Annotated in this window: 19 protein-coding genes and 2 pseudogenes; 16 read left to right on the forward strand and 5 right to left on the reverse strand. The window is 39.8% G+C overall.

All coding sequences use genetic code 11. The features are described from left to right. Positions 1-86: 86 nt before the first annotated feature. A complete protein-coding gene (locus QZ488_RS00005; RefSeq protein ID WP_293745536.1) occupies positions 87-623 on the reverse strand; it encodes a hypothetical protein in 537 nt (178 codons plus the stop codon). 158 nt (positions 624-781) lie between these two features. Between QZ488_RS00005 and QZ488_RS00010 the strand changes: the two genes are divergently transcribed. The 7 genes from QZ488_RS00010 (at position 782) to QZ488_RS00040 (ending at position 5231) form a co-directional block, all read left to right on the forward strand. Then, positions 782-1126 (forward strand): PBPRA1643 family SWIM/SEC-C metal-binding motif protein, encoded by a 345-nt coding sequence (locus tag QZ488_RS00010; protein WP_293745537.1) that lies wholly within the window; start codon positions 782-784, stop codon positions 1124-1126. Positions 1127-1209: 83 nt separating this feature from the next. After that, positions 1210-1650 (forward strand): hypothetical protein, encoded by a 441-nt coding sequence (locus QZ488_RS00015; RefSeq protein WP_293745539.1) that lies wholly within the window; start codon positions 1210-1212, stop codon positions 1648-1650. Positions 1651-1662: 12 nt separating this feature from the next. Beyond that, positions 1663-2487 carry a GGDEF domain-containing protein gene (locus tag QZ488_RS00020; RefSeq protein ID WP_293745541.1) on the forward strand — a complete coding sequence of 275 codons (825 nt, stop codon included), beginning with the start codon at positions 1663-1665 and terminating at the stop codon, positions 2485-2487. Positions 2488-2760: 273 nt separating this feature from the next. Further along, on the forward strand, positions 2761-3975 hold the full coding sequence (locus QZ488_RS00025; protein ID WP_293745543.1) for an extracellular solute-binding protein: 1215 nt from the start codon (positions 2761-2763) through the stop codon (positions 3973-3975). Positions 3976-3995: 20 nt separating this feature from the next. After that, a complete protein-coding gene (locus QZ488_RS00030; protein ID WP_293745546.1) occupies positions 3996-4433 on the forward strand; it encodes a nucleoside deaminase in 438 nt (145 codons plus the stop codon). A gap of 110 nt (positions 4434-4543) precedes the next feature. After that, a complete protein-coding gene (locus QZ488_RS00035) occupies positions 4544-5014 on the forward strand; it encodes a hypothetical protein (RefSeq protein WP_293745547.1) in 471 nt (156 codons plus the stop codon). Between the two features lies 1 nt (position 5015). Continuing rightward, on the forward strand, positions 5016-5231 hold the full coding sequence (locus QZ488_RS00040; RefSeq protein ID WP_293745549.1) for a helix-turn-helix transcriptional regulator: 216 nt from the start codon (positions 5016-5018) through the stop codon (positions 5229-5231). Positions 5232-5346: 115 nt separating this feature from the next. Here the strand turns inward: QZ488_RS00040 and QZ488_RS00045 are convergent. Beyond that, positions 5347-6905, reverse strand: a pseudogene (locus QZ488_RS00045) (bifunctional GNAT family N-acetyltransferase/carbon-nitrogen hydrolase family protein). 198 nt (positions 6906-7103) lie between these two features. Between QZ488_RS00045 and QZ488_RS00050 the strand changes: the two are divergent. Together QZ488_RS00050 and speA are read left to right on the forward strand one after the other, a co-directional pair. Continuing rightward, on the forward strand, positions 7104-8444 hold the full coding sequence (locus QZ488_RS00050; RefSeq protein ID WP_293745551.1) for a magnesium transporter: 1341 nt from the start codon (positions 7104-7106) through the stop codon (positions 8442-8444). An 82-nt stretch (positions 8445-8526) separates the two neighbouring features. After that, positions 8527-10449 carry a biosynthetic arginine decarboxylase gene (speA, locus tag QZ488_RS00055; RefSeq protein WP_293745553.1) on the forward strand — a complete coding sequence of 641 codons (1923 nt, stop codon included), beginning with the start codon at positions 8527-8529 and terminating at the stop codon, positions 10447-10449. A gap of 5 nt (positions 10450-10454) precedes the next feature. On the opposite strand, the gene QZ488_RS00060 is transcribed toward speA, so the two are convergent. Further along, positions 10455-11618, reverse strand: coding sequence for a serine hydrolase domain-containing protein (locus tag QZ488_RS00060; protein ID WP_293745554.1), 1164 nt, complete (start codon positions 11616-11618; stop codon positions 10455-10457). Between the two features lie 279 nt (positions 11619-11897). Here QZ488_RS00060 and QZ488_RS00065 point away from each other — a divergent pair, with 279 nt between their 5' ends. After that, the gene (locus QZ488_RS00065) at positions 11898-13241 is read left to right on the forward strand and encodes an AlkA N-terminal domain-containing protein (protein WP_293745556.1); all 1344 of its coding nucleotides are present in this window, start codon (positions 11898-11900) and stop codon (positions 13239-13241) included. Further along, complete coding sequence (locus QZ488_RS00070) at positions 13238-13708, forward strand: methylated-DNA--[protein]-cysteine S-methyltransferase (RefSeq protein ID WP_293745558.1); 471 nt, start codon at positions 13238-13240, stop codon at positions 13706-13708. Before QZ488_RS00065 ends, QZ488_RS00070 begins: the two co-directional genes overlap by 4 nt. 18 nt (positions 13709-13726) lie before the next feature. Here QZ488_RS00070 and QZ488_RS00075 read toward each other — a convergent pair whose 3' ends face one another. After that, a complete protein-coding gene (locus QZ488_RS00075; RefSeq protein WP_293745560.1) occupies positions 13727-15151 on the reverse strand; it encodes a sensor domain-containing diguanylate cyclase in 1425 nt (474 codons plus the stop codon). Between the two features lie 374 nt (positions 15152-15525). Between QZ488_RS00075 and glmU the strand changes: the two genes are divergently transcribed. Beyond that, positions 15526-16884: a bifunctional UDP-N-acetylglucosamine diphosphorylase/glucosamine-1-phosphate N-acetyltransferase GlmU gene (gene glmU / locus QZ488_RS00080; RefSeq protein ID WP_293745562.1), complete on the forward strand. Its 1359-nt coding sequence runs from the start codon at positions 15526-15528 to the stop codon at positions 16882-16884. A 272-nt stretch (positions 16885-17156) separates the two neighbouring features. Here the strand turns inward: glmU and QZ488_RS00085 are convergent, their stop codons facing one another. Further along, positions 17157-20807 carry a VCBS domain-containing protein gene (locus QZ488_RS00085; RefSeq protein WP_293745563.1) on the reverse strand — a complete coding sequence of 1217 codons (3651 nt, stop codon included), beginning with the start codon at positions 20805-20807 and terminating at the stop codon, positions 17157-17159. 875 nt (positions 20808-21682) lie between these two features. Between QZ488_RS00085 and QZ488_RS00090 the strand changes: the two genes are divergently transcribed. The 4 genes and pseudogenes from QZ488_RS00090 to QZ488_RS21450 form a co-directional block, all read left to right on the forward strand. Further along, on the forward strand, positions 21683-22603 hold the full coding sequence (locus QZ488_RS00090; protein ID WP_293745564.1) for a polysaccharide lyase family 7 protein: 921 nt from the start codon (positions 21683-21685) through the stop codon (positions 22601-22603). 107 nt (positions 22604-22710) lie between these two features. Further along, the gene (locus tag QZ488_RS00095; protein WP_293745565.1) at positions 22711-23490 is read left to right on the forward strand and encodes a DeoR/GlpR family DNA-binding transcription regulator; all 780 of its coding nucleotides are present in this window, start codon (positions 22711-22713) and stop codon (positions 23488-23490) included. A gap of 1 nt (position 23491) precedes the next feature. Then, a complete protein-coding gene (gene glmS / locus QZ488_RS00100; RefSeq protein WP_293745566.1) occupies positions 23492-25324 on the forward strand; it encodes a glutamine--fructose-6-phosphate transaminase (isomerizing) in 1833 nt (610 codons plus the stop codon). 141 nt (positions 25325-25465) lie between these two features. Next, positions 25466-25684 (forward strand): annotated as a pseudogene (locus tag QZ488_RS21450) (heteromeric transposase endonuclease subunit TnsA); the annotation flags it as partial. Positions 25685-25781 lie beyond the last annotated feature (97 nt).

Raw genomic sequence — 25781 nt, forward strand, 5'->3', positions numbered from 1 at the left:
ATTGTTGCTGCCACGTTAAAAAGCTTGCTTCTGGCATGTTCATGACTATGTCTGCCCATACAGTGTGTTTGTATATATAGCATAGTTCAGTCCTGAGTTATCTGCACAGGCATGAAAAACAATGATAATTGTAGTCCATAGAATATTTGTTTATCACTATCCCAAGTGTCCCCATCAATCTGACGGGCTTTGACAAACCCTTCTACCCGCATATTATTTGTGTTGATACCTGCGCCTAAACCAGCGTAGCCATCCACTCTATTATTTTCTAGCGAATCATAAAAATGATCATCATCTTTAGAATCATCTACAATAATTTCAAATGCATCAAAACCCGCCTCAATATAAACAAAAACTTTATCGTAAACGCCTAGTCTTACACCTGTATCTAATGACAAAAACTCACGCATGATCCCAGTATCATCTAAAACTTCAGCGTAATTAAGTGACGAGATAAACTCTCCTTTGACCAAGCTGTGAGCAGGACCAAATGCAGCAGTTGCTCCAAAACCGCTAATAGAATCTGTTCCATTAAATTCTCGTTTTACGAAAACGTTGAATGGTTGGTTGGCATAACTAAACGAACTGAAGAATATGACACCTAAGAGAATGATTTTAAACATGGTTGTTTTCTAATGAATTTTACAAGAATGAGAAGTATCCTATCCGGGCTTTCCTTAATCAAATATGAATTAATTTTATTCAGCGTACAAAATGTTCGCTTTAGGTGTCTGCCCCTTATCCTGCTATGATCTAAGCCTAACTATATTAGGGTAAAAAAATGCATAAGGTTTTCTTCAAGGGTCGCATTGAAGTGCGAGAAAAGTATCAACGTTTTGGTTATAACACCAACAGACAAGTGAAATTGGGCAGTGCAAATTCGCCTTTAACACTAGTGGTCAATTCAATTCAACGTAAAGAAGAAATTGAACAAATGCTGCTAGAAAATTCACTTGTTGCCAACATCGAAATAAATGAACAAGAACCAGAAAATACGCTTGAGTTAGACGTTTTTTTAAATAAACCAAAGACACAAACTTCGGCACTGAAGCCTAATCGGAATGCCCCTTGTATTTGTGGCAGTGGGAAAAAAGTCAAAAAGTGTTGCGGTATCAAAGTGCTATAGGATAGATATTTAGCCATAGAATGTTAGTGTTACTTAAAATAAGAAGCCAAAAATTGATTGTTCTGGACTTTATAAGGTAGGAAATGAGCGTATTAAATAAAGGTAAAATGTCTAAGCTTAAAGCCTCTGCATTTTGTATCACCTTGGTACTGGTCCTATTTTATGATTATTTCCCTAAGCGCACTATAGATTTACACCCCCAGCTAACCGAATATATTGACGAATCGATAGATTCAACTGTGGGTGGGAAGTCTGAATTAACCTGGTTAGATAAAGAAAACCTGCACTGGGTGTGTGAACTAAAAGCTGGCGCTCCTTATCCCTATTGTGGAATTTCACTCGCATGGTCTAATCAACCATTTAAGCAATTAGACTTTTCAAACTATGGAGAGCTACAAGTTGACTTAGAATATAATGGCCAAGCCAAGTACATTAGGATTTTTCTACGTAACTATTATCCTTTGCCAAACCTGCAGGATGTTATTGGTAAAGCAAAATTTAATAGTATGTCTAAGGCCGTCTAAGATTTTAAACAAGTGACTAATATCCCATTTGATCAACTAAGAGTGGCTGACTGGTGGATAGACGATAATCAAATTCCTCCCGAAGAAACCAAACCTGATTTAGATAAAGTTGTTGCGGTGGGCATAGACATTCCCTATCCAAATACTTTAGGAAAACACGAGTTTAAATTACATTCATTAAAAGTTGTTGGGGAAGTATTATCAAAAGAATCACTTTACCTAGCCATTATTGTTTTTTGGGCGATTCTCCTATTGGCAGACATGTTCATAACCCACATAAAAATGCGAGAGAAGTCACACCTTGATGAAAAACAGCTTAAAAAATTAGCTGCAAAAAGTGCTATTTATCAAGATAAAGCAGAACATGACAAGTTAACTGGCATTCTAAATCGCGAAGGATTAAGCAGAATAGTAGATGAGCTGCACTCAACACAACTTTTGCAGCAGTACACTTTATTAGTTCTCGATCTTGATTTTTTCAAGAAAATTAATGATGCACACGGGCATGCCATTGGCGATCAAGTATTGCAAGAAACGGCTAAAGCGCTAATAAGTTGTGTTCGTTCTTACGATATTGTATCTCGTTGGGGAGGAGAAGAGTTTGTTATTCTGTTTAACTGTATGGATACATCCAACATTCTAAAGTTTGCTGAAAAAGTACGAAAATCAATTGAATCCACCTCTTTTTTGAATGGCAAACTTGGCAAAATCACAGTCAGTGTGGGCGCCACAAGTTTGGCTAGGTCTGAATTGTTTGAACAGGCTTTTGTGCGCGCTGATAAGGCCATGTATGAAGCAAAAGAAAAAGGCAGAAATAGGTCAGTGGTTATTTTATAACTAAATCATCATTCACTTTTAGTCTAACAAGACGATTGTAATTAGCTAAAATATGCTGGCTTATGTTTAATACCGTTCAGCGTAAAAAATCACCCACTCACACAACAACCAAAACACGAAGCTTAATTGGTGGATTACGAGTACTAGACCAACAACTAGAACCGATTAATGCTCAGGTATTAATATCTCTATACTAACTTACAGTGTAATGTACATAACAAGTTATGCGCTAAAACAGAGGAACATAATATTCCTAATATATTAGTAGTTTTCATGCTGGTGTTTGTATCGTTACCAGCACTTGCTAAGCAAGAACTCAAGATTGCAACATCAATAACAACTAGTTCTCAGCGCGCTGCGTTTTACAATTTAGTTCGAGCGTTTGAAAACGACCACCCTGATTCTAAAATCACCATTACCTCCTATACAAGCGAAATATACAAAGCAAAATTTCCACAAATGTTAATAGCAAATCAATTCGATATTTTGTATTGGCATGCAGGTGAGCGCCTATTTGAATATATTGAACAGAACAAAGTTTCACCAATAAACGATATTTTATCTGCAAAAAAAATGGCTAGCATCTTTGATAAGGTAATTATTGATTCCATTTCTTTTGAACAACGCGCTTATGCATTACCAATATCTTATTACCAACTAGGCTTCTACTACTACAAACCTCTGTTTTCCAAACTCGGCCTAACAGAACCGAATACCTGGGACGAATTCATATTGGTTTGTGAAACTCTAAAACAGAATAACGTAACACCTATTTTTATAGGTACTCAAAGTAATTGGCCTGCCACTGCATGGTTTGACTATTTAAATCTGCGTCTAAATGGAATCGAATTTCATAGGAGCCTAGTTCAGGGTAAAGCCTCTTATTTGGATAAAAGGATCTACGACGTATTAGACAAACTTAAAGATCTGAGTAAAGAAGAATACTTTATTCAAGATCATCAGGATCTGGATTGGAAACAAGGTCTACCGTTATTATTTAGAGGTCTTACAGGTATGTCTATGTTGGGCAATTATGCTATTCAAAATATGCCTGTAAAAATAAAAGACCGTATTGGATTTTTTAAATTTCCGATGTTTAATGACCAAACCACTTATTATGAAGAGGCACCCTTGGATGTATTAATTCTGCCAATCACATCTAAACATTCAAAATTGGCAAAATCATTCATTCGATATGTAGCTAAAAGTGCTATACAAGAAAAATTCAACACTCGATTGGGCACATTATCTCCTCACAAAGGTGCACAACAAAACAACTCCAGTTTAGTTCAGGAGGCCTACAACACAATTGCCAATGCAAAAGGTACGACCCAGTTTTTCGACCGCGATAGTAAACAAGATTATGCAGACCAAATCATGCCACTTATTGATGAATTTATGCTGACGTTAAACATCAATGACAGTCAGAAAGCATTAGAAAAAGTCAGGATTGCTTTATTCTCCTCGCAACCTAGTAACAAATATTAAATAAAATTTAAGGGATACCAATGGATAAATTCATGCAAGCTGCAATAGAAGAAGCTCAAATAGGCTTAGCTGAAGGTGGGATTCCTATAGGTTCAGTCATCGTGCATAACAACAACATTATCGGACGCGGCCACAATCGTCGAGTACAAAACGGCAGTCCGATTTTACATGGCGAAATGGACGCATTTGAAAACGCTGGTCGTCAATCAGCGCAGACATATCGCGAGTCAATTATCTACACAACATTATCACCCTGTGCAATGTGTTCTGGGGCAATTATTTTGTATGGAATAGGCCAGGTAGTAATTGGAGAAAATCACACTTTTATGGGTGAAGAAGCGTTACTTAAATCCAAAAACATTACTATCGAAGTATTACAAAACCAACAGTGTATCGACTTAATGCAGAACTTTATCAGTGCAAGCCCCCAGCTGTGGAATGAAGATATTGGTGAATAAAGGTTAGAAATAACAACCTCAAAGAACAAAATCTTTAACTAAATGTTAAAAATACCATACATACAGTTTGATTTACTTTACTCTTGCGTTACTAATAAAGAGGGAATGTTATGAATATGTCTTTTAGAGAAAAAAGTATTTGGATTTCATTAATCAGTACTTTAGTAGTTTTTGGTGATTATTTTTTTAATATAATATCTTTAGTTGGTATGCCTGAAGAACTCGCGAAAACAATAGCGCTAGAACTATCTATCCGTGCGCTCTTTCTTATCATTTCAATCGAGATAATATTTCAAGGTTTGCTAGCAGTGAGCAATCACAAAGCAGCTAAATTTGGTACCGATGAAAGAGATAAGCTGTTTGAATATAGAGGTAACAATATTGGTTATGCTGTATTGGTGATTGGTGTGTTTCTGACATTAGGAAGTATTGTGGTTTTGGAAATAAATCCAAGTTTAATTGAGCAATTTAAAGTGATGAAAATTCCTCTTTTCACAGCGCATGTTTTGTTATTCAGTTTTATTTTTTCTGAAGTAATTAGGTTTTCTTCTCAACTGTATTATTACAGAAGTAGTCACTAACTTGGCTACTCTTCCTATTAAAAACAAAATCAGAGAACTTCGTTTTTTTGCTGATGAAATGACTCAACAAGAGCTAGCAGAACTAGTCGGTGTTACACGGCAAACAATTATGGCCATTGAAAAATGTAAGTACTCACCAACTCTAGAAATTGCCTTCAAAATTGCCGAAGTATTTGGGCAATCTATTGATGAAGTGTTTCAATACCATTCAGTTTAATACTCTAAATTTTCTATGTTTAGAGCGACTATTGGTTTATCAAATTCCAGGCAAAAAAATACCGCATGTCATGCGGTATTTTTTACACGGCTTAGAAGAAGATGTAATCGCTTACTTACTTGCCAGTCCAGTCTACCTTGTATAAATCACGTCTTCTGTCGAGGTAATTTCTGACTGAACCTTCATTTCTAAGTTGGGTTAATCGGTCTAAATCCAAGTCAACAATTAATGTCATTTCAGTATTTGGTGTGGTTTCTGACACGATTGCATCATGTGGAAAAGCAAAGTCAGAAGGTGAAAAAACAGCCGATTGTCCATACTGAATATCAACATTATCCACCTTAGGAAGATTACCCACACTGCCCGCAATAGCCACATAACATTCATTTTCGATTGCCCTAGCCTGCGCGCAAATTCGCACTCTAAGGTAGCCATTTTTAGTGTCTGTCCAGAAAGGAATAAACAACACCTGTATTTCTTGTTCTGCTAGAATTCTACCCAATTCTGGGAATTCAACATCATAACAAATCAGAATACCTATCTTGCCAAAATCTGTATCGAAGGCTTGCAGTTTGTCGCAACCTTGCATGATGCAATCCTTCTTTTCATGAGGAGTTGGGTGCAACTTATATTGGCTGTCAATTTGACCATCTCGATGGCATAGATAACTAATGTTATACAACTCGTCATCCTCAACAACCGGCATTGAACCCACTATGACATTAATATTATATGACACAGCCAGTCGAGACATCTCAGTTAATATTTCTTCGCTATAAATCGCTAAGTTCCAAATAGCATCGATTGAGGTTTCTGCCGGTTTGATCCCCATAAGCGGCGCATTAAAAAACTCTGGAAAAAGTGCCACGTCACATTTGTAATCAGATAGGGCATCAATGAAATATTCGGCTTGTTGCAATAGTTCAGCGACATCATGAAAATAGCGCATTTGCCATTGTACACAACCAATTCGCGCAGTATTTCTGTGTCCACCAAACAGTTTAGGGGATTCAGAATTATAATAAATATTATGCCATTGCAGCAAAGTAGCATAACCTTTCGAGGCTTCATCTTCTGGAAGATAAGCCTTAAGTATTTGTTTAACCTCGAATCCATTTGATATTTGAAAGCTTAAGATTGGGTCGTATAAATCTTTAGACTTAACCGCTTCTATATATTCATAGGGTGTCATAGTATCTGCGTGTTTAGCGTAGTTTGGGATCCGTCCACCAGCCATAATCGATTTTAGGTTAAGATTTTTACACAGCTCTTTTCTTGCTTCATATAAACGTCGACCCAATCTTAAACCTTGATATTCTGGCGATACAAATACATCTACACCATACAACACGTCACCCTTGGGATCATGAGTACCTAGGCATCCCCAGTAATCTCATCGTAGGTATGTTTATCACCAAATTTATCATAATCAACTATGACTGAAATCGCTGCTGCGATGACCTTGCCTTTGTCCTCAATACAAATCTGTCCCTCAGGAAAAGTATTAAGCTGGGCCTGATAATTTTTTTGCGGCCAAGCTCCACCTACTTGAGCATAAACGACATCCATTAGCTCTTTCACATCATCATAATCTTCGAGAGTAAGGTATCTCAACTCAAAAATATGTGTGGGGTCATCAATGCTAGGAGCCGGATTGGTTTCTCTATCTTGCATAACTACTTCTCTAAAATATTGGTTGTAACGCACTTAATTAAGTGGGATTTGGACTATCTGAACTGGATGTTTACTGTGACATTAAAAACTTGCAATAAGATACACCAAAAAACTTAATAATCTAATAAAATGACTAGGGCTTAATTACCTTTTATCGATACCATATACACAATGAGATTAGCCAGTAAGGAGATTTAAGTGGTCAGTCAAGAACAACGAGAAAATGCATTTTTATGGCTCCTTGATACGCTTAAAGAAGGTCAAATAGCAGTACCTATTATTGCCAGAGATTTCAGCTCTGAGGATTGGGCCTTTGTATTTGAAGGTTTACCTAAAGACCTTCGGTTTGAATTGTGGCAAACACTTGGTGAAGAAAAAAAGTCTCCAATATTAGCCGCGATGCGCGACGACTCGCGCGAACAACTTATGTCGTTGTTATCCAATCAACATATTGAAGACGTTGCGCTTGCCAGTACCACAGAACACTTAGTTGAAATACTTGATGCATTACCCAACCGGGTAGCAAAGGGATTAATTAAAAAACTAAGTGCCCAAGAATCAGGCTTAATCGAAGAAGCACTTAACTACTCTGATGCACAACTAGGCCGTTATGTTAATCATGATGTATATACGGCCAATAAAAACGTGTCTGTAGGGGCGCTACTCAAAGAGTTGAAAATAGTCGGCCTGCCCGCCTATACAGATAGTATTTTAGTCGTAGATGATACAGAGCACTATTTAGGTCAAGTCGACATTAACCAATTGTTTACCAGTAACGAAGACACACCTCTGATACAAGTTGCAGAATTTTCGGACCATGTTTTAGCTGCAGATTTAGAACTGTTTGAAGCGTCGGAGGCGGTAAAAAGTAGTGGTCGTTCAATGTTACCTGTCATCACCAAAGAAGGCCGACTCCTCGGTCGTTTCTCGGTTAAAGACGCCATTGATGTTTACCAAGAGTATTATGAAACTCAGTTATCACATATGGGCCGTGTTAGCGACGAAGACTTATTTGCACCAGTATTCACCAGTTCAAGGCGTAGAGCAGTTTGGTTGGGTATCAATCTACTTACAGCATTTGCTGCTTCTATTGTCATCGGCATCTTCGATGAAGTTGTTGCCCAAGTAGTCGCGTTGGCTGTTCTTATGCCAATTGTAGCAAGTATGGGCGGCATAACCGGTAGTCAAACTCTAACGCTAACCATAAGAGGGTTAGCTACCGGGCAATTGGCCACATCCAATCTAAGAGCGCTAGGCAATAAAGAAGTATTAGTGGCGTTTTTTAATGGCTTACTCTGGGCTTTAGTTGTCTCTGCCGTGACTTCATTGTGGTTTGATAACCCATGGCTGTCAGCCATTATTGCAGCAGCATTAATTATCAACATGCTTATCGCCGCAATATCAGGAATACTTATTCCTGTAATGCTCGATAAGATGGGCATCGACCCGGCTCTTGCTGGCTCAGTGATATTAACAACAGTAACTGATGTAGTTGGCTTTTTTGTGTTTTTAGGCTCAGCATCACTATTATTGATTTAATAGTGATTAAACTTTCTAGCCAGCACAATTGTTGTTGATTATAATCCGCCGCTCCAACCCTTTTGATAGAAAGTAAATAGCTATGCCAAGAACTAAAAAGTGGACCATTGATGACTCGGAACATATCTACCGAGTAAAACGTTGGGGCGCTGGTTATTTTGAAATTGGTCAAAATGGTAATTTGCATATTACCCCCGACCCGTCAAATACCAACATACGAATTGACTTCAAGGCAGTGTTAGAAGAAATCCAACAAGAAGGCATTCAATTTCCAGTAGTGGTGAGATTTCACGATATTCTGCGTTCGCAAGTAGCCTTATTAAATAAAACGTTTCAAGAAACGGTTAAAGAAGCTGAATATAACGGCGAATATATGGGTGTTTACCCCGTTAAAGTCAATCAAATGCGAGAAGTGGTAGAAGAAATAGTTGATGCTGGGTCGCCGTTCAATTATGGCTTAGAAGCCGGTTCAAAAGCAGAACTACTGGCAGTTATGGCACTTAACACTAATACAGACTCTCTTACCATTTTAAACGGATATAAAGATCAAGAATTTATGCGCTTAGCGCTGTTAAGTCGTAAATTGGGTAGCAAAACTATTGTTGTTATTGAGAAGTTTTCTGAGTTAATCCTGCTAGTAAAAACGGCTAAAGAACTGGGCGTAGAGCCAATAGTTGGTATACGTTCTAAAATGACGGTCAAAGGTCGTGGCAAGTGGGAAAGTTCAGGCGGTGACAGAGCAAAGTTTGGTTTAACCATCAGTGAAATGATCAATGCTGCCCGTTATCTTGAAGAACACGGCATGGCCCATTGTTTGAAACTATTACATTTTCATATTGGCAGTCAATTGACCGACATCCGTGCGGTAAAAGAATCCATCACAGAGGGGGCTATGATCTACTCTGAGTTGCACCGAATGGGCTTCAAATTAGAATACGTTGATGTAGGCGGTGGCTTAGGCATTGATTATGACGGTAGTCAGTCAACTAATGACTCTTCGCGCAATTATAGTATGCAAGAGTACGTAGCTGATATTGTTTACGGCATGAAGCAGGTGTGTGATTTAGAAGACGTGCCTCACCCTACCTTAGTCAGTGAAAGTGGCAGAGCTATTACGGCACATCATAGTTGTGTGGTAACACAAGTAGTTGGAGAAATAAAAGCACATGGAGCAGGTATAGCAACAGATGTTGCAGATGGGGAACATATCTTAGTTAGCGATATGCGAGAACTAACAGACATCATTGATAAACAAAATAACTTACAAGAAATATTTAACGACGCATCACAATTTAAAGAACAAGCATTAAATGCCTTTAAGTTACGGGTAATTTCACTCGAAGAACTGGCCAAAATTGAGACCCTGTACTGGTCAGTGATGGAAAAAGTACAACTTCGCCTCAAAGACGCTGAGTTTGTACCCGAAGAAATGCAAGAATTAGACTTTGCGTTATCTTCGCAGTATCTATGCAACTTTTCAGTATTTCAATCTGCGGCTGACACTTGGGCTATAGACCAAATATTGCCCGTAGTCCCGTTAACCCGTATGAATGAAAAACCAGCCATAAACTGTTCGCTGGTAGATATAACCTGTGATAGCGATGGCAAACTAGATCAGTTTATTAGCGAACATGGCACTTCAGACATTGTACCTATGCATAATTTAAAACCGGATGAAGACTACTTTTTAGGTTTGTTTTTGACTGGCGCTTACCAAGATGTCATGGGCGACATGCACAATTTGTTCGGTCGGTTAAACGAAGTGCATATATTCAGCCATGACGATGAGCCACAAGGCTTTTATATCGAAGAAGTAGTAAACGGCTCTTCTGTCGATGATGTACTATCGATCATGCAATATCACCCAAGCTCAATGGCCAAAAGCGTTAAGAAAATGATCGATGGTCGTGTTGCCCAAGGTCAAATGAAACCCAGAGAAGGGGTAAAATGGACGGACTTCTATGAAGATTGCTTGAAGGGTTATACCTACCTAAAAACCTCATAATTGAGTTAGTTGATAATAACCCCTGTTTTTAATGAGCCAGCAACTAAGCTGGCTTGTTCTAAATGTTTGAAGCATCTCTCCCAAAAATCTGGTGTAAACTCATTAATTAAATTCGACTCAGCATTCATTAACATCACATAACCTACGCCATATTCAGGTGAAAATGCGATATCTGCACGATAGCCCTGCACCCAACCACCATGATAGTTAAGAGTATGTCCGTTAAAGTCATAGATACGCCAACCCAAGCCGTAATGGGCATCTGACAAAAATTTACGCCACTGGCGTCGATACACTTCTTTTTTACTTTTAGTCAGCGCAGTCGTCACCTGAGTAATCAACTCAGGAGAAACAATTTCTGGCGCCTCTCCCAGCAGTGCACGCATCCAAATAACCATATCCCGCATGCTGGCATTTACCCCTGCTGCTGGGGAATATTTATAATAATCATCACGTACTTTAGTCGTTCGCCATCTATTTTTTGAGATCGCCACATGGGGTTTTGCCCACTTATCAGAAGACTGTAACCCCACTTTCCCAACGCTTGCATGGGGCATATTAAGTGGTTCAATAATTGTATGTGTTAAGGCCTGCCCGAAAGATGAATGATGTTGCTGAAAGTATCCATCTACTACGGCAAATAAGGCGTTTTGATAAGTATAACATTGTCCAGGCTGGCACAGAGTTTTAAGGTCAGAAAGCATAGTAAGCACTCGCTTCACTGAATAATTGGCCTCGATCAAGTTGTCGTAAGCATTAGGCGTATATCCACTGGTTTGGCCTATTACATGCTGCAAGACTAGATCGCCTTTTTTGCCTTTTGTAGTAGAAAACTCTGGCACTAATTGCGCGACAGGCACTTGCCAGTCTAGTTGATTTTGCGCCACGTATTTGGCCATTAACATTGAGGTAAACGTTTTAGATACCGACGCCAAACGGAATACTGTATCTACCGCTATAGGGTTGCCTGATTTACTCTCTTTGCCATACAAAACCACCGAAGCTGGTTTACCTTTTTCAATATATGCAAAGGTATAACCTGGCAAATTTTGTTTTTTCGCCTTTACTTGAATATCGTTCGCAAAGTCTGTCAGCCACTTATCAGCAGCCAAGCTTTGCTCACTGCACAAAATAAAAAACAGTATAAAACTTAAGAAAAACTTAAACATGTAACAGATGAAGTTGCATAGACTTGGTTAATATTCCCAATAAGCTCAAAGTTAAATAAACAAAAGAAGTCACATTATTCCTATTTTTTGATTGAATCGGGTAGGTTACATTTAGCACTAATCGACCTCATTATCCTATTTGTTTGTACCGAGAATCAACAACCATCAAATCTTGTTTGTTTAACGTACAGATTATCAACTATTGACTACCGCTTTTGTCGCACTAAATTGATAGAAGTCGTTAGAATAACAATAACGATGGCATTAAAGCACATAATAATGAATACAAATTATCAACAAGCTCGGTTAACAAGAGATCCTCGATTTGACGGCACTTTTTTTATCGCTGTTAAAACAACCAAAATTTTTTGTCGGTCAATATGCCCTGCTAATCCTCCACTTGAAAAAAATGTCGAATACTTTCAGCTCGCGCAACAGGCTATGACCGCGGGTTACCGGCCTTGTTTACGTTGTCGGCCCGACAGCGCACCACAATCCTATGCATGGCAAGGAGTGAATACTACAGTTCAACGAGCAATGCGTTTACTCAGGCAATACAGAGAACTTAGCATCGAAGAAATAGCCGAAAAGTTAGGTATAACAACCCGTTATTTCCGGAAGTTATTTCAGCAGCATTTAGGTTTAAGCCCAAAACAATATCAACTATTTGATAAAGTCTTATTTGCTAAACAATTACTCCACCAAAGTGACTTACCGATTGAACATATTGCCCATGCCAGTGGTTTTGCTAGTGCCAGACGTTTACAACATAATTTCAAAAAAGTGACAGGATTAACCCCCCAACAAATAAAGCAAGGCACGCGTAATCAGAATCAACTTATTTGCCTGACGTTATCTTTCCGCCCCCCTTTTAATTGGCAACATATGCAAGCTTTCTTAGCTTTGAGAGCCATTCAAGGGGTCGAGAGTGTCACAGAGAATAGTTATTCTAGGACATTTATTATTGGATTAGACAAAGGATGGTTTAGGATTTCCCCTATCCCGGATAAACATTATTTGCAGGTGGAGATAAGACTAACCAATATTGAAAACTTGACGACTGTATTAAATAACATCGAACGAGTCTTTGATCTCAGTGCTGATACCGCTTCAATACAGGCACAATTGATAAAAAGTGGTATACCAAAAGACAATATGCTGAAAGGTTTAAGAATACCTGGTGTATGGGATACATTTGAAGCTGGCTGTCGAGCCATTCTTGGCCAGCAAATATCCGTTAAAGCGGCAATTAACTTATTGTCATTGCTAACTAAGGAATTAGGAGAAACCGAAGGTGAGAAATATTACTTCCCAACAGCTCAAGCCATAATTAATAGTGACCTTAGTTTTCTAAAAATACCTAATAGCCGCAAACAAACCTTGCGCCTGTTCGCACAACATCATATCGAAAACACTGATTCTTCTTTAGATGATTGGCTAAATATAAAGGGCATAGGACCTTGGACTATTGCCTATGCAAAAATGCGGGGTTTATCGTCTCCTGATATTTGGCTTAATACCGATTTGATAATTAAAAAACAACTGGAAAAATTTGCGGTCGATGCTGAACTAGCAAGTCCTTGGCGAAGCTACTTAACCTTTCAACTTTGGAGTATGACGTGACTAATAATAATGATTGTGTCGAATACTTAGAATCTGCTTTTGGCACAATAGAAGTGTGTGCCGGGCAAGCAGGAATTACATCTATAGGTTTTGTGCAAGATAGATTGAAAACAACCAACAAGTGTTTCAATACGCAACAAGCCGTTAGCCAGTTAGAAGAATATTTTGCAGGAAATAGGGTGCAATTTGATTTGAATTTAAACGCCGCTGGCACCGAATTTCAGCAACAAGTATGGCAACAACTAATGACCATACCTTATGGGCATACATGCAGTTATGCTGATATTGCAAAAGCAATTAATAATCCAAAGGCAGTAAGGGCGGTAGGTGCAGCAAATGGCCGCAATCCACTTACTATTGTGGTGCCCTGTCATCGTGTTATCGGCAGTAATGGCAAGTTAACTGGTTATGCTTGGGGTACATCAATCAAAGCAGGTTTGTTGGAACTGGAACAGAGCGTTGTGTAGTCAAACACTCTATTTTGGTCAGTCAGATTCAATCAACTGCATCCTAACCATGTTTCTACCATCTCGTTTAGCGGAAAATAACGCGTCATCTGCGGCGGTAATAACTTCAGACAAAGTACGTGGCGTGGCGGTAAAAGACACACCAAAACTACCAGTAATTTGAATGGATGTGGTGCCAGTGGTGATAGTCATAGCTGCTAGTTTTTTACATAATTCCTGACATAATTCGACTGCTTCATGTGGTCCAGTATCTTGCATCAATAGGAGAAATTCTTCTCCGCCCCAGCGACCTAAAATATCAGTGTCACGGATATTGCTTTGCAACATTTGAGCAACTTGACGCAAAACTATATCACCGGCTTTCCTGCCGTGAGTTTCATTAATCGGTTTAAAGTTATCTAAATCAATTAAAACCAAACTGACTGATTTTTTCTCATACATCAGTTCTTCAAATTTTAAGGTGATATTACTTCGATTAGCCAGTTCGGTCAGGATGTCAATTTGTTTGATTTTTTGAATGTCTTTTTTAAAGTAATACAACAAGTTGTATATCAATAAGAACAACCCAAATATGACGGCTAATAAGGTCACGATACTGATAATAAAACCACGACTTATCTCAGTTTGCCTAGATTGAAGTGGTGTGATGATGTACAAAGTCCAGTCAAATGGCTGAATATTTAGTTCTGCAATAAGGGCTTCTTGACCGTTAATTTGTAATAGTAAATTATTCAGAGATGCCTGTTGTTGCTTAGGATTTAGTGCTTGGAACCATGGCAGATCGGCAAGATTTTTGAATGTTACTCCTTTAATGAGTAACTCGGGGTCAGAAGTGAGGGTGATATCTTTATTTTGGTCAACAAAGATAAAATCATATCCGTAGGTTTTTTTGTATTCACTAAACACTTGAGTAAACGCCTTGAGGCTTTTTCCTACACCAAATACTCCAAGAAATTTATTTTCGTCATCGTAAATTTTTAAATCGATATAAAACTGAGGATTTTGCCACTGTCCAATATCTGCCATTGCATCTTCGGGTTGGGCTTTATATCTGAAATACCAGTCCACTTTTCCCTCGGTTAACTCGATTTTTTTTCCTTCTGAATCATATTGAGTACGACTAATCTCACTAGCAATAAAAAAGTTTAATGAAAATTCTGAGTTTAAACGTTTAAGGGTCGTGAATATTTGGTCTTCATTATCCACTGGGTTGCGCATTAGGTCTTGAAGTTCTTTGGCTTTAGCCAATGTCTGTGAAATATGCAAAGGTTGCATAAGCTGTTCAACAATCAATTGTAATGCGGGAGAATGGGATTGTTGTTGCGCTCTGCTTTGCTCTGCAACTATATTCGAAACGCTTATGTGGACTAAGGTGACAATAGATACCACAACCACAGCAAACAACATTAAGATACTTCGATGTAACGTACGAAAAATATTCACGGCAACCCTGCTCTAAATTTTATCTAACCTGTTTTCCGACAAAAAATGCCAAAACGGAAACAGGCCCTATCATAACGGAGAATTGCCTATAGAGTAATCAAGCATAGTGATTATTTTGCTTAATTGATTACAAACTGACAATAATTACCTATGTAGAATATCCATTCTAATATTTTATACCCCTGCCTTAAGTATTCACCCTTTATCGATTGCTAAAAGGATTGACATAACAAGGTATTTTTCAAATAAAGTTTATTCAAACACTATTACTGACACACAACTACTGACAGTAGATTAGCAAATAAGTAGAATGTATGAATGTTCAGCATGTTGCGTCAATTTATGGCAGCCACCTCACCTTTCAAGGAAATTGAATGACTTTTTCAGTAGTAGTTTTAGCGGCAGGCAAAGGCACTAGAATGAAATCTTCTTTGCCTAAAGTATTACACCCAGTTGGTGGTAAACCTATGGTTCAACATATCATCGATACCGTGAATAAATTAGGCGCCACAAATATACATTTAGTATACGGCCACGGACGAGAGCAACTACAAAATCAACTGAGCCATAATGACTTATCTTGGTGTCTCCAAGATCAACAATTGGGTACCGGTCATGCAGTTCAACAAGCCGCTCCGCATATTCAAGATAATGAAGACGTGTTGATATTGGTAGGTGATGCGCCGTTGATTAAAGAGTCAACATTGCAACAATTAATAGCAGTGAAGAAAGATGCCGACCTCGCTTTGCTTACCGTAGAACTAGAAGACCCTATTGGCATGGGCCGAATCATCAGGCAAGGTGAACAAGTCACGGCCATTGTTGAACACAAAGACGCATCAGAACAACAGCAACAAATCAAAGAAACCAATACCGGCATGATGATTATGGGCGGAAAAGATCTCAAACGTTGGCTAGCGGCGTTAAACAATAACAACGCCCAGGGTGAATTTTACTTAACTGACGTAATCGAGATGGCAGCCAAAGAAGGCAAGTCTATCCATGCTTCGCAGCCCAGTTCCGCCATCGAGGTGGAAGGGATTAATAATCGAGCCCAACTTTCGTCAATCGAACGAGCCTACCAAGCTGAAAAAGCCACAGAGTTAATGATGCATGGCGTATCCCTTCTAGATCCATCACGCTTTGATTTAAGAGGTGAGATGGAAGTTGGCCAAGATATTACCATTGACGTGAATGTCATCATTCAAGGCAAAGTGAAAATTGGTTCAAACACTTCTATTGGCGCAAATTGCACGCTTATCGATTGTGAAATTGCTGAAAATGCCGTTATCCATGCCAATTCCATAATTGAACAAGCTAAAGTAGGCGAAAATTGTAGTGTGGGCCCCTATGCTAGATTGCGCCCAGGCTCTGTGATGAAAGAGAAATCACGGGTGGGTAACTTTGTCGAAATGAAAAAAACCACATTAGGTAAGGGTTCAAAAGCTAACCATCTTAGTTACCTTGGCGATACCGAAGTAGGCGAAGGTGCCAACATAGGTGCAGGCACCATTACTTGTAATTACGATGGCGTGAATAAATTCAAAACCATCATTGGTGATGGCGCTTTTATTGGTTCAAACAGCGCGTTGGTAGCTCCTGCGAATATTGGTGCTAACGCTACTGTTGGAGCTGGCTCTGTTGTGACCAAAGAAGTCAATGATAATGAATTGGCGATAGCCAGAGCGAAACAAAGAAACGTAAGTAATTGGCAAAGACCGAGTAAAAAATAACTTAAGCCTAAGTGTTGTTCAACTTGGAATTAAATTACAGAAAAGACGTACGTTTTATTAGTCCAATAAATCCTGTCTGTTCAAGCTAATTATCTAGTTTGTATTGTGATGTAAATCACTCACAAAAATGCTGAGTACTAAAATAAAAAACCCCGTGAGACATTGTCTCACGGGGTTTTTATTTGAAGCTATTTATATTGGTCTATAACTGACGCTGAAGGGCAAACTCTGTCTATATGCGTGACCATACTTACAGTGAGAGCCTCAGAACGTTATTCAACACCTACTACTGCTTCAGAGGTTGAGAAATTATAAGGAGACACCGCATTGTCTGTATCAAGCGAGTCACCATCAACATAAGACTCAAAGTCATCAGAGAATACTTCTGTTGTGCCCGCTGTATCAGAGTAAATTGCAAAGTTATCAACAGAAACTATACCCGTGGCTTCCCTTGTGCCTCCGTTATCACCAAACCGAATCGATACGTGAGTCAAGCCACCAATAGAACTGTTGTCTGGCGTAAAGCCATCAGTCGTCAAACGAACCCCGTCAATCTCAACTTTCACTAGTGGATTCACTTCTAAGTTACCGTCAGGATATTCCCAAGTCACCACAACATTCATAAATTGGTCGAGAACAACCGTAGCGGCAGACGTATCAATGTCACTCGGACTACGCACACTAAAACTGTCATCTTTGATACGCAGGTCTAAAATAGCACCATCATTATTGGTAGCCGAGTTAAACAGTGTAATGAAAGCGTCACCATTACCAAGATCGTCATCCAAACGTTTTATCGCGACTTCAAATCGACCTGCGGCTAAAGGACCACCGTCACCGAGGGCATAACGTAACTCACCCGTATCAGAGTCTAGTGTGTCAGTAATTGCTGCAAATTTATTACCATCTGTTCCAGGACCGCCCACAGAACCAATCGTTTCTATTGTCGCTTCCGATGTATTTGAGTGATATGGAGATGCCGCATTGTCAGTATCTAGTGACTCGCCATCAGCATAAGATTCAAAGTCATCAGAAAACACTTCCGTTGTGCCAGCGGTATCAGAGAAAATAATTAAGTCATCAATAGTAAACTTAGCAGTAGCGTCAGTTACGGCGCTATTCCCACCCAATCTAAACGATACGTGGGTGACACCACCAAATGAATTGTTATCAGGCGTAAACCCTTCAGCGTCAAAACTAACACCATCCACTTCAACTGTTACTAAAGGATTAAGCGCAGTATCGCCACCTGGGTATTCCCAAGTAATCACTACATCCATGAACGTATCTAACACTACCGTAGCGGCAGAAGTATCAACATCACCTGGACTACGAACACCAAAACTGTCGTCTCTTATACGAAGGTCTAGAATTGCACCATCATTGTTTGTGTTTTCGTTAAACAATGTGATAAATGCATCTGCACTGCCAAGTTCATCGTCAAGACGCTTGACCATTACTTCGGTTCTACCAGTAGCAAGAGGACTACCATCACCCAGTGCATAGCGCAATTCACCAGTGTCTGAATCAAGCGTATCAACAATCACTGCTACATTGTTTGCACCGGTATTAACCACTACTGTACCTGTAATTGTGATTGACACTTCAGCTGTAGAGCCATCAAACGATTCAATCGTAAAGGTATCTGTTTCGCGCTCACCTACAACAAGTGCTGCAATAGTTGAGTTGTTGGTATCGAGGGTATAAGTCCAAGAACCATCTTCCAAAATGTCTAGCGTACCGTATGTACCCGTTAAGGCTGACTGTAAAACAAAAGCTTCACCATCATCTGGGTCAAGCACACTTACTGCGCCTGTTGAGGTAGTTTCATTACTCGCAATAGCGCCTGTTAAACCAAAGAATACTGCTGGCGTAGGTTCAACCGAACCATCACCCACATCAAACACAACCACCTCAGAATAGACAGATTCACCGTAAAGGCTGTTATCTCCGTCTAAGGTTTCACCTTCATTATAACTTTCAAAGTCATCTGCAAATACACTTGCCGTACCAGCAGTATCTGAATACACCATAATGTTATCTACAAAGAAATTACCAAAAGGAATCGTTCTGTCGTTATCACCGAACCTGAATTGAACCCTTTGGATACCGTCAACAAACCACTGGTCTAAGTTTTCAAAATCAGAATCTACTACTGCTGCAGTTGAGAAGGCACCACCGAAAAGCACTTCACCATCAAGAGTAATGGTTATTTGCTCAGAGGCGTCTAAATCCCATACAATTTCCACATTATAGAATTGTTCTTCGACGAATGGTGCAGTAAGCATGTCACCCGGGTAAGCGTCGCTATCTGTGTTTCGAACAAAGAATCTTGGCTCAATTGGATTGCCTTGAATACGCAAATCGACTAATGATTCACTCGAGCTACCTGAGGATCCATATAGGGTAATATAAGCGTCTTTAACGTTTCCATCACTTCCAAGCGAATTTTCTTTAGAGAAAGACGCACTTAGCTTACCTTGCCGTAAGTTATCTACGTCAATTCGTATCTCACCTGTATCACCACCTATGTCTGAAATTTTTACGACTTGTGTCAGTGCTGCAACACGAACTTCAATTTCAGCTGTAGTGCCATCGATTGATGTAATGGTCACTGAATCGTTGACCGAGTTTCCTAATTCAAGGCTCACAACAGCCTCGTTTGTTACGTCTACTGTGTATGACCAATTTCCGTCAGCAGCGATGCTAAAAGTACCATAGTCGAGGGCTACATCAGTTTGAATAACAATAGCGTCTTCTTCAAAGTTTGGATCGGTAACCGCTACTGAGCTGGTTAATGGGCCGGTTGCAGTGTTTTGAATGGTACCGCTCAATACGCCTTCAATAATGGCAGCTACTGGATCATTGTTATAACCAACCGCCGCACCAATAGCGTCAAGCAAAGATTCATTTACATCACCGGCGACTGCTGAAGTAGTTTGCAGGTTGGTTTGTGCCAACTCAAATGCATCCAAAATAGTATCCGTAAATGAACCATCCGCTAAATCTTCAGCGATATCAGCGATCACTGTCGCTATATTCTTAGCTATATCATCAGCATTTAGCTGTGAGATAAGAGCTAGAGCAGAACCATATCTATCCGCATTTTCGGCACCATCAGCCCCAAGAACATCAACACCTACTAAGGTAGGGAGCACTTCTGTTGTATCAAAGCGTATGCCAAATCTTAGATTGATCGCTTGTGCCTCGGTTGCGAAATTATTTAAATTTGCACCAGAAGCTTGCACTGCCATTTCAGTCAAGGGTGAAACAACATAGGATGGGCCTGGTGTTTCCGAATCACCTTCTACCACATTCAATACAGCCCGCAACTCCGGTGCATCTAATGTGTCGCCAGTTGATTCATCGGTATAGGTTCCGCCAGTACAAGAAACTAAACCAACCCCCTCAAAATGAACATCGCTAAATATCATTGCGCCTGTTGTGTCTGACGTCGCACTTGCTTGCGCGGGAGCAGCTGCAGCGCCGCTATCATCGACCGCGAAAAGCTCACAGCTTGCACCGCTAACTGGCCTTTTCACTACATTGGCGGTAACGTCTAGTGTTGGGAGTACAACAGTTGTTGATGCACCAAGCCCTTGCATGAAACCAGCTTGGTCAGTATAAAACGCAGAGCCAGTTATAATTGAACCTTCGTCCGCTTCGGTAATAGTATAAGAAGTGCTGGTCGCAATATCCTCAGCTGTGCCGTTTGTATTTTTTGACCATAAATAACTCACCGTTCTATCGACAATACCGTCAGGGTCGCTTAGCGATAAAGTTAATGTTACTCCAGCTAGAAAATCGCTACCCAAGATTTCAATGGTTCCGTTACTATTACCTTCCAACTTACTAGTGTCATCGCTGCCACACCCAGATAAGGCTGTCACAACGACTATGGGTATTAGTGATTTCTTAAACATGCTTTCAACTCCTGAAACTTTTACTTATAAAATGGTCTTAAATAGCAAACCAATCGGTAAATGTATCTATAATGCAAACCAAATTGGTATGGCAGAAAAGTAGTTTGTTAACTTTTTTGGTATTACCAATATATTATTTAAAGCAAATTTAACTTTTAAAAAAACTGGTTGCCAGTATCGAAGGGCTCAGCAGCAAGGCTACTGACTAAATGCAAAACGCGATAACTATTAGGCTAATAACACTTTAAGCCTTGCAGTTTAATGTCACCAAAAACAAAATATTACCAATGCCCAGCAAATCCAACCTTTCTAATTGATTACAGGTCAGCTTAATAATTAAAGAGCAATTTTGACTCATCTAAGACACCGCAGTCCGGCGATCTCACTTATGATTGGCAAACTTCCATGGTGGCAGTTGCTCAGTTTCTTGGTCGGCTTGGCAGAGTTGCTCTAGAAAATACATTACATAATTGAATGACGTCAGGCATTTTTCTTTAGCGGTTTTGATGATGTGAAAGAGTATGGTGCTGGCTTATACATCTTTGGTTGTTTGCCTAAACAGCCAATTTTTGCGGCCAATTACGAAGAATTTAACAACAAAGACTTAATCAACTTGTCAGTGGCTTTTAATGTGAACAAACAAATGATTTACATTATTAACAGGCGATAAGCCTTGGTTGTTTTAAAAATGTTAATAAAATTAAAGGCTTGGAAACCTTCACCAGTGTAATACCAATTTCAATCGAAAACATAACCAATTAGAACTAAATTGAAAGAATTTGGTCTGAACTGCGTACTTTCGCAAAAAATCAAAAAAAGATAGTATTGCGTCAAACACTCATAATCCAATTTACCGTCCTAAAAGGTTCTAAACTATGTTTTCAACATTACCAAGGTTGTTATTTAGTATCCTATTAAGCTTACATTGCCTAAGTACGGGCGCGAACCAGCTTAACCCTAAAGCAGCTCCTGGAATTAATTTCGATCTTCTCGATTGGAATCTAACCGTGCCTACCGATGCTAATAACGATGGGAAAATCGACACCATACCGGAAGCGTTTCTCGCAAAAGGTTTTTCCTACGAACCCTATTTTTATACCGCTGCTGATGGTGGAATGGTTTTCACCTCCTTTGTAGAAGGTCCAAAAACCTCTAAAAACACAAAGTATACCCGCTCTGAACTACGCGAAATGTTAAGACGCGGAAATAATCGTATAAAGACTCAAGGCGTAAACAAAAATAACTGGGTGTTTAGTAGTGTTAGAGGCAAAGAACAAAGAAAAGCAGGTGGTGTAGATGGGCGTCTTGAAGCAACATTGGCGGTCAACAATGTCACCATTACAGGCAACCCTAAACAATTGGGTAGAGTGATTGTTGGGCAAATACATGCCAAAGACGATGAGCCCGCTAGAATTTATTACCGAAAGTTGCCCAACAATACCAAAGGTTCAATTTACTTAGCCCATGAGCCGCGTGGCGGTGATGATCAATACTACGAATTTGTTGGCTCCCGAGCCAGTAATGCCAAAGACCCAGAAGATGGTGTCGCTCTTGATGAAAAATTCAGTTATGTCATCGACGTAAAGGGAGATATTTTGACTGTGACATTAATCAGAGAAGGGAAAGACGACATTACTCATGTTGTAGATATGAAAGACAGTGGTTACCACAAAAGAGATCAATACATGTATTTTAAAGCCGGTGTCTACAATCAAAATAGTACGGGCCAGCCCGAAGATTACGCTCAAGCTACGTTTTACCGTTTAGTTAATACCCATAACGGTTACAACCACTAAACTAAATATTGCTTAAACTTGCCGTTGAAAGTCATTTCAAAACTTTAACTTGCATTTCGTAAGATTAAATCTAGAATAAGTTTCAAATCGAAACTTATTCTAGATTAATGCAAAAACGAAATACCCAACAAAGACGACGCGCTATAGTAGAACAACTGAATCGCTGTGGCGAAGTGGCGGTTGACGAGTTGTCTAAGTTGTTTTCCACTTCAGAAGTCACCATTCGCAAAGATTTTGCCGCACTTGAAAACAGTGGTTTATTACTCAGAAAATTTGGCGGAGCGATTTTACTGCCAACTGGTTCCTCAGAGTTATCTAGTGAAAAAGTATCCATTCGCAAAAAGGCGATTGCAGCTATGGCTGCTTCTCTGATTAAAGACCACAATCGAATAATCATAGACAGCGGCAGCACTACAGCAGCATTATTACCAGAGATAACCGCTAAGGCAGGACTGCTAGTGATGACTAATTCACTGCAAGTAGCCAATTATTTACTTGAGCAGGAAAATGAACACAAAGTATTAATGACTGGCGGTACATGGGATACTCAGTCCCATTCTTTCCAAGGAAAAATGGCCGAGTTTGTGCTCCAAGAATACAATTTTGATCAAGCATTTATAGGTGCTGCGGGATTAGATCCACAAAAAGGTACGACTACTTTCAATGAATTGACACAGCTGAGCCAAGTGATGGCAAAGGTATCAAATCAAGTAATTGTTATGGCGGAATCTGAAAAATTACAACGTAAGATACCAAATGTAGAGTTGCCATGGAGCGCAATTTCGGTTCTAGTAACCGATGATCAAATACCAGTAGATGTAAAACAACAAATTGAACAACATGGCGTAGACGTTATCTGTGCCAAAACAACAGAGATTGGAGCTTAATATGTGTGGGATTGTAGGGGCGATTGCCGAACGTAATGTAGTTGAAATATTGTTAGAGGGATTACGACGCTTAGAATATCGTGGATACGACTCTTCCGGGGTTGCCCTTTTAGATAACCAAGGTAATCTCACACGTACCAGAAGAATTGGCAAAGTAAAAGAGCTCGCAGAAGCGTTAAAAAATCAGCCTATTAAAGGTGCTACAGGCATCGCCCATACACGCTGGGCAACACACGGTGGCGTAACTGAAGCCAATGCCCACCCACACTTTTCATCTGAACGTATTGCTGTAGTTCACAACGGCATTATCGAAAACTACCAAACATTACGCCAAGAACTGACTCAAGCCGGTTATGGTTTTAGCTCAGACACCGATACCGAAACCATTGCCCATCAGGTCCACTTAGAACTAGATAAATGCGGAGATTTACTTAAAGCCGTACAAAACGCTGTGACTAAGTTTCACGGCGCATATGGCACAGTAATCATGGATAAAGATGATCCAGAACGTATTATTGTCGCGCGATCTGGTAGCCCATTAGTCATCGGTTTAGGCATAGGTGAAAACTTTATTGCCTCAGATCAAATGGCGTTGTTACCTGTTACCCGTCGTTTTATGTTTTTGGAAGAAGGTGATGTAGCCGAAATTTCCCGTACTAGCATTAAAGTTTATGACGAAACTGGCGCACCAGTAGAAAGGGAAGTTGTCGAGTCTGATGTTGAGCACGATGCCGGTGACAAAGGCGGTTATCGCCATTACATGCTAAAAGAAATCCACGAACAGCCAAGTGTTATCCGCAACACATTACAAGGCCGTTTAAGTGAAACCGGCATAAGCCCAAATATATTTGGCCATGGTGCAGACGAAATTTTAGCCGGTATCAAACATGTGCAAATAATCGCATGTGGCACCAGCTACCATTCAGGTATGACCGCACGTTACTGGTTGGAACAATATGCCAATGTATCCTGTAACGTAGAAATTGCTTCAGAATTTCGTTACAGAAAATCCTTTGTGCACCCCAACAGTTTAATCGTCACCATCTCACAATCCGGTGAAACAGCAGACACACTCGCCGCACTTAGGCTTGCCAAGCAGCAAGGTTACTCTGCCAGTTTAACTATCTGTAACGTACCTGGTTCATCATTAGTAAGAGAATCTGACTTAGCCTTTATGACCCTAGCCGGTGCAGAAATTGGTGTTGCCTCAACTAAAGCATTCACCACTCAACTTACTGGATTTTTAATGTTGACCTTAGCCCTTGGTCAACACAATGACATGAGTCAAACAGACCACGACGATATTGTTAAAGCATTACATAGCTTACCGGCTAAGTTAGAAGAAACACTGCAGTTAACCGCAGGAATTAAAGAACTTGCGAAAGAGTTTGCCGATAAACATCACAGCTTATTTTTAGGTAGAGGCGATCAGTACCCTATCGCCATGGAAGGAGCCTTAAAGCTCAAAGAAATTTCCTATATCCATGCTGAAGCCTATGCATCTGGTGAACTTAAACACGGTCCATTGGCACTGATTGACGACGAAATGCCAGTCATAGTGGTTGCACCCAATAATGAATTGCTAGAAAAACTGAAATCAAACGTTGAAGAAGTACGCGCTCGTGGAGGCATTATGTATGTCTTCGCTGATAAAGATGCGCATTTTAAAAGTGACGACACGATGCGTGTTATTAATGTGCCTCATTGCGAAGCTGCGGTAGCGCCCATCGTCTATACCTTGCCCCTACAGTTACTGTCATATTACGTAGCAGTGATCAAAGGCACAGATGTTGATCAGCCTAGGAATTTGGCGAAAAGTGTGACTGTGGAATAGTCATTGGCGTATTAAAAACGTAGATGTAAAGCGACAATAAAGTATCATACTAAACAATAAAGTATCATACTTTACAAAATAGTATCATACTATTAAGGCTTGAGTTATCCTGAAAAAAGTCAGAATAACTCGAGCCGTAAAATGAAAGATTTTCTTGTTCCTGCCTCTAGAGTAATTGTTGAATTAATAAAGCCGGCTATTATCAAACGTCTAACTATCGAAAAACGAGGGCAAGGCTCCGGTAAGTATTACAAGCCCTTTCTTACAGTTAGAGATGTTCCTAGCAAAGGTAGAGTTCACAGACGACCCGCATTAACTCATGGCCGAATCGTTCACCTCTTATCAGATTTAGAGCTTGCATATTCCGGCCCAACGTGAACACCTATTCCGGACGAACGTGAACACCTATTCTGTTTGATCGTGAACACTGAATCCGGCCCCAACGTGAACACTTTTC

It is taken from the genome of uncultured Paraglaciecola sp. (assembly GCF_913020055.1).
Lineage (GTDB): Bacteria > Pseudomonadota > Gammaproteobacteria > Enterobacterales > Alteromonadaceae > Paraglaciecola.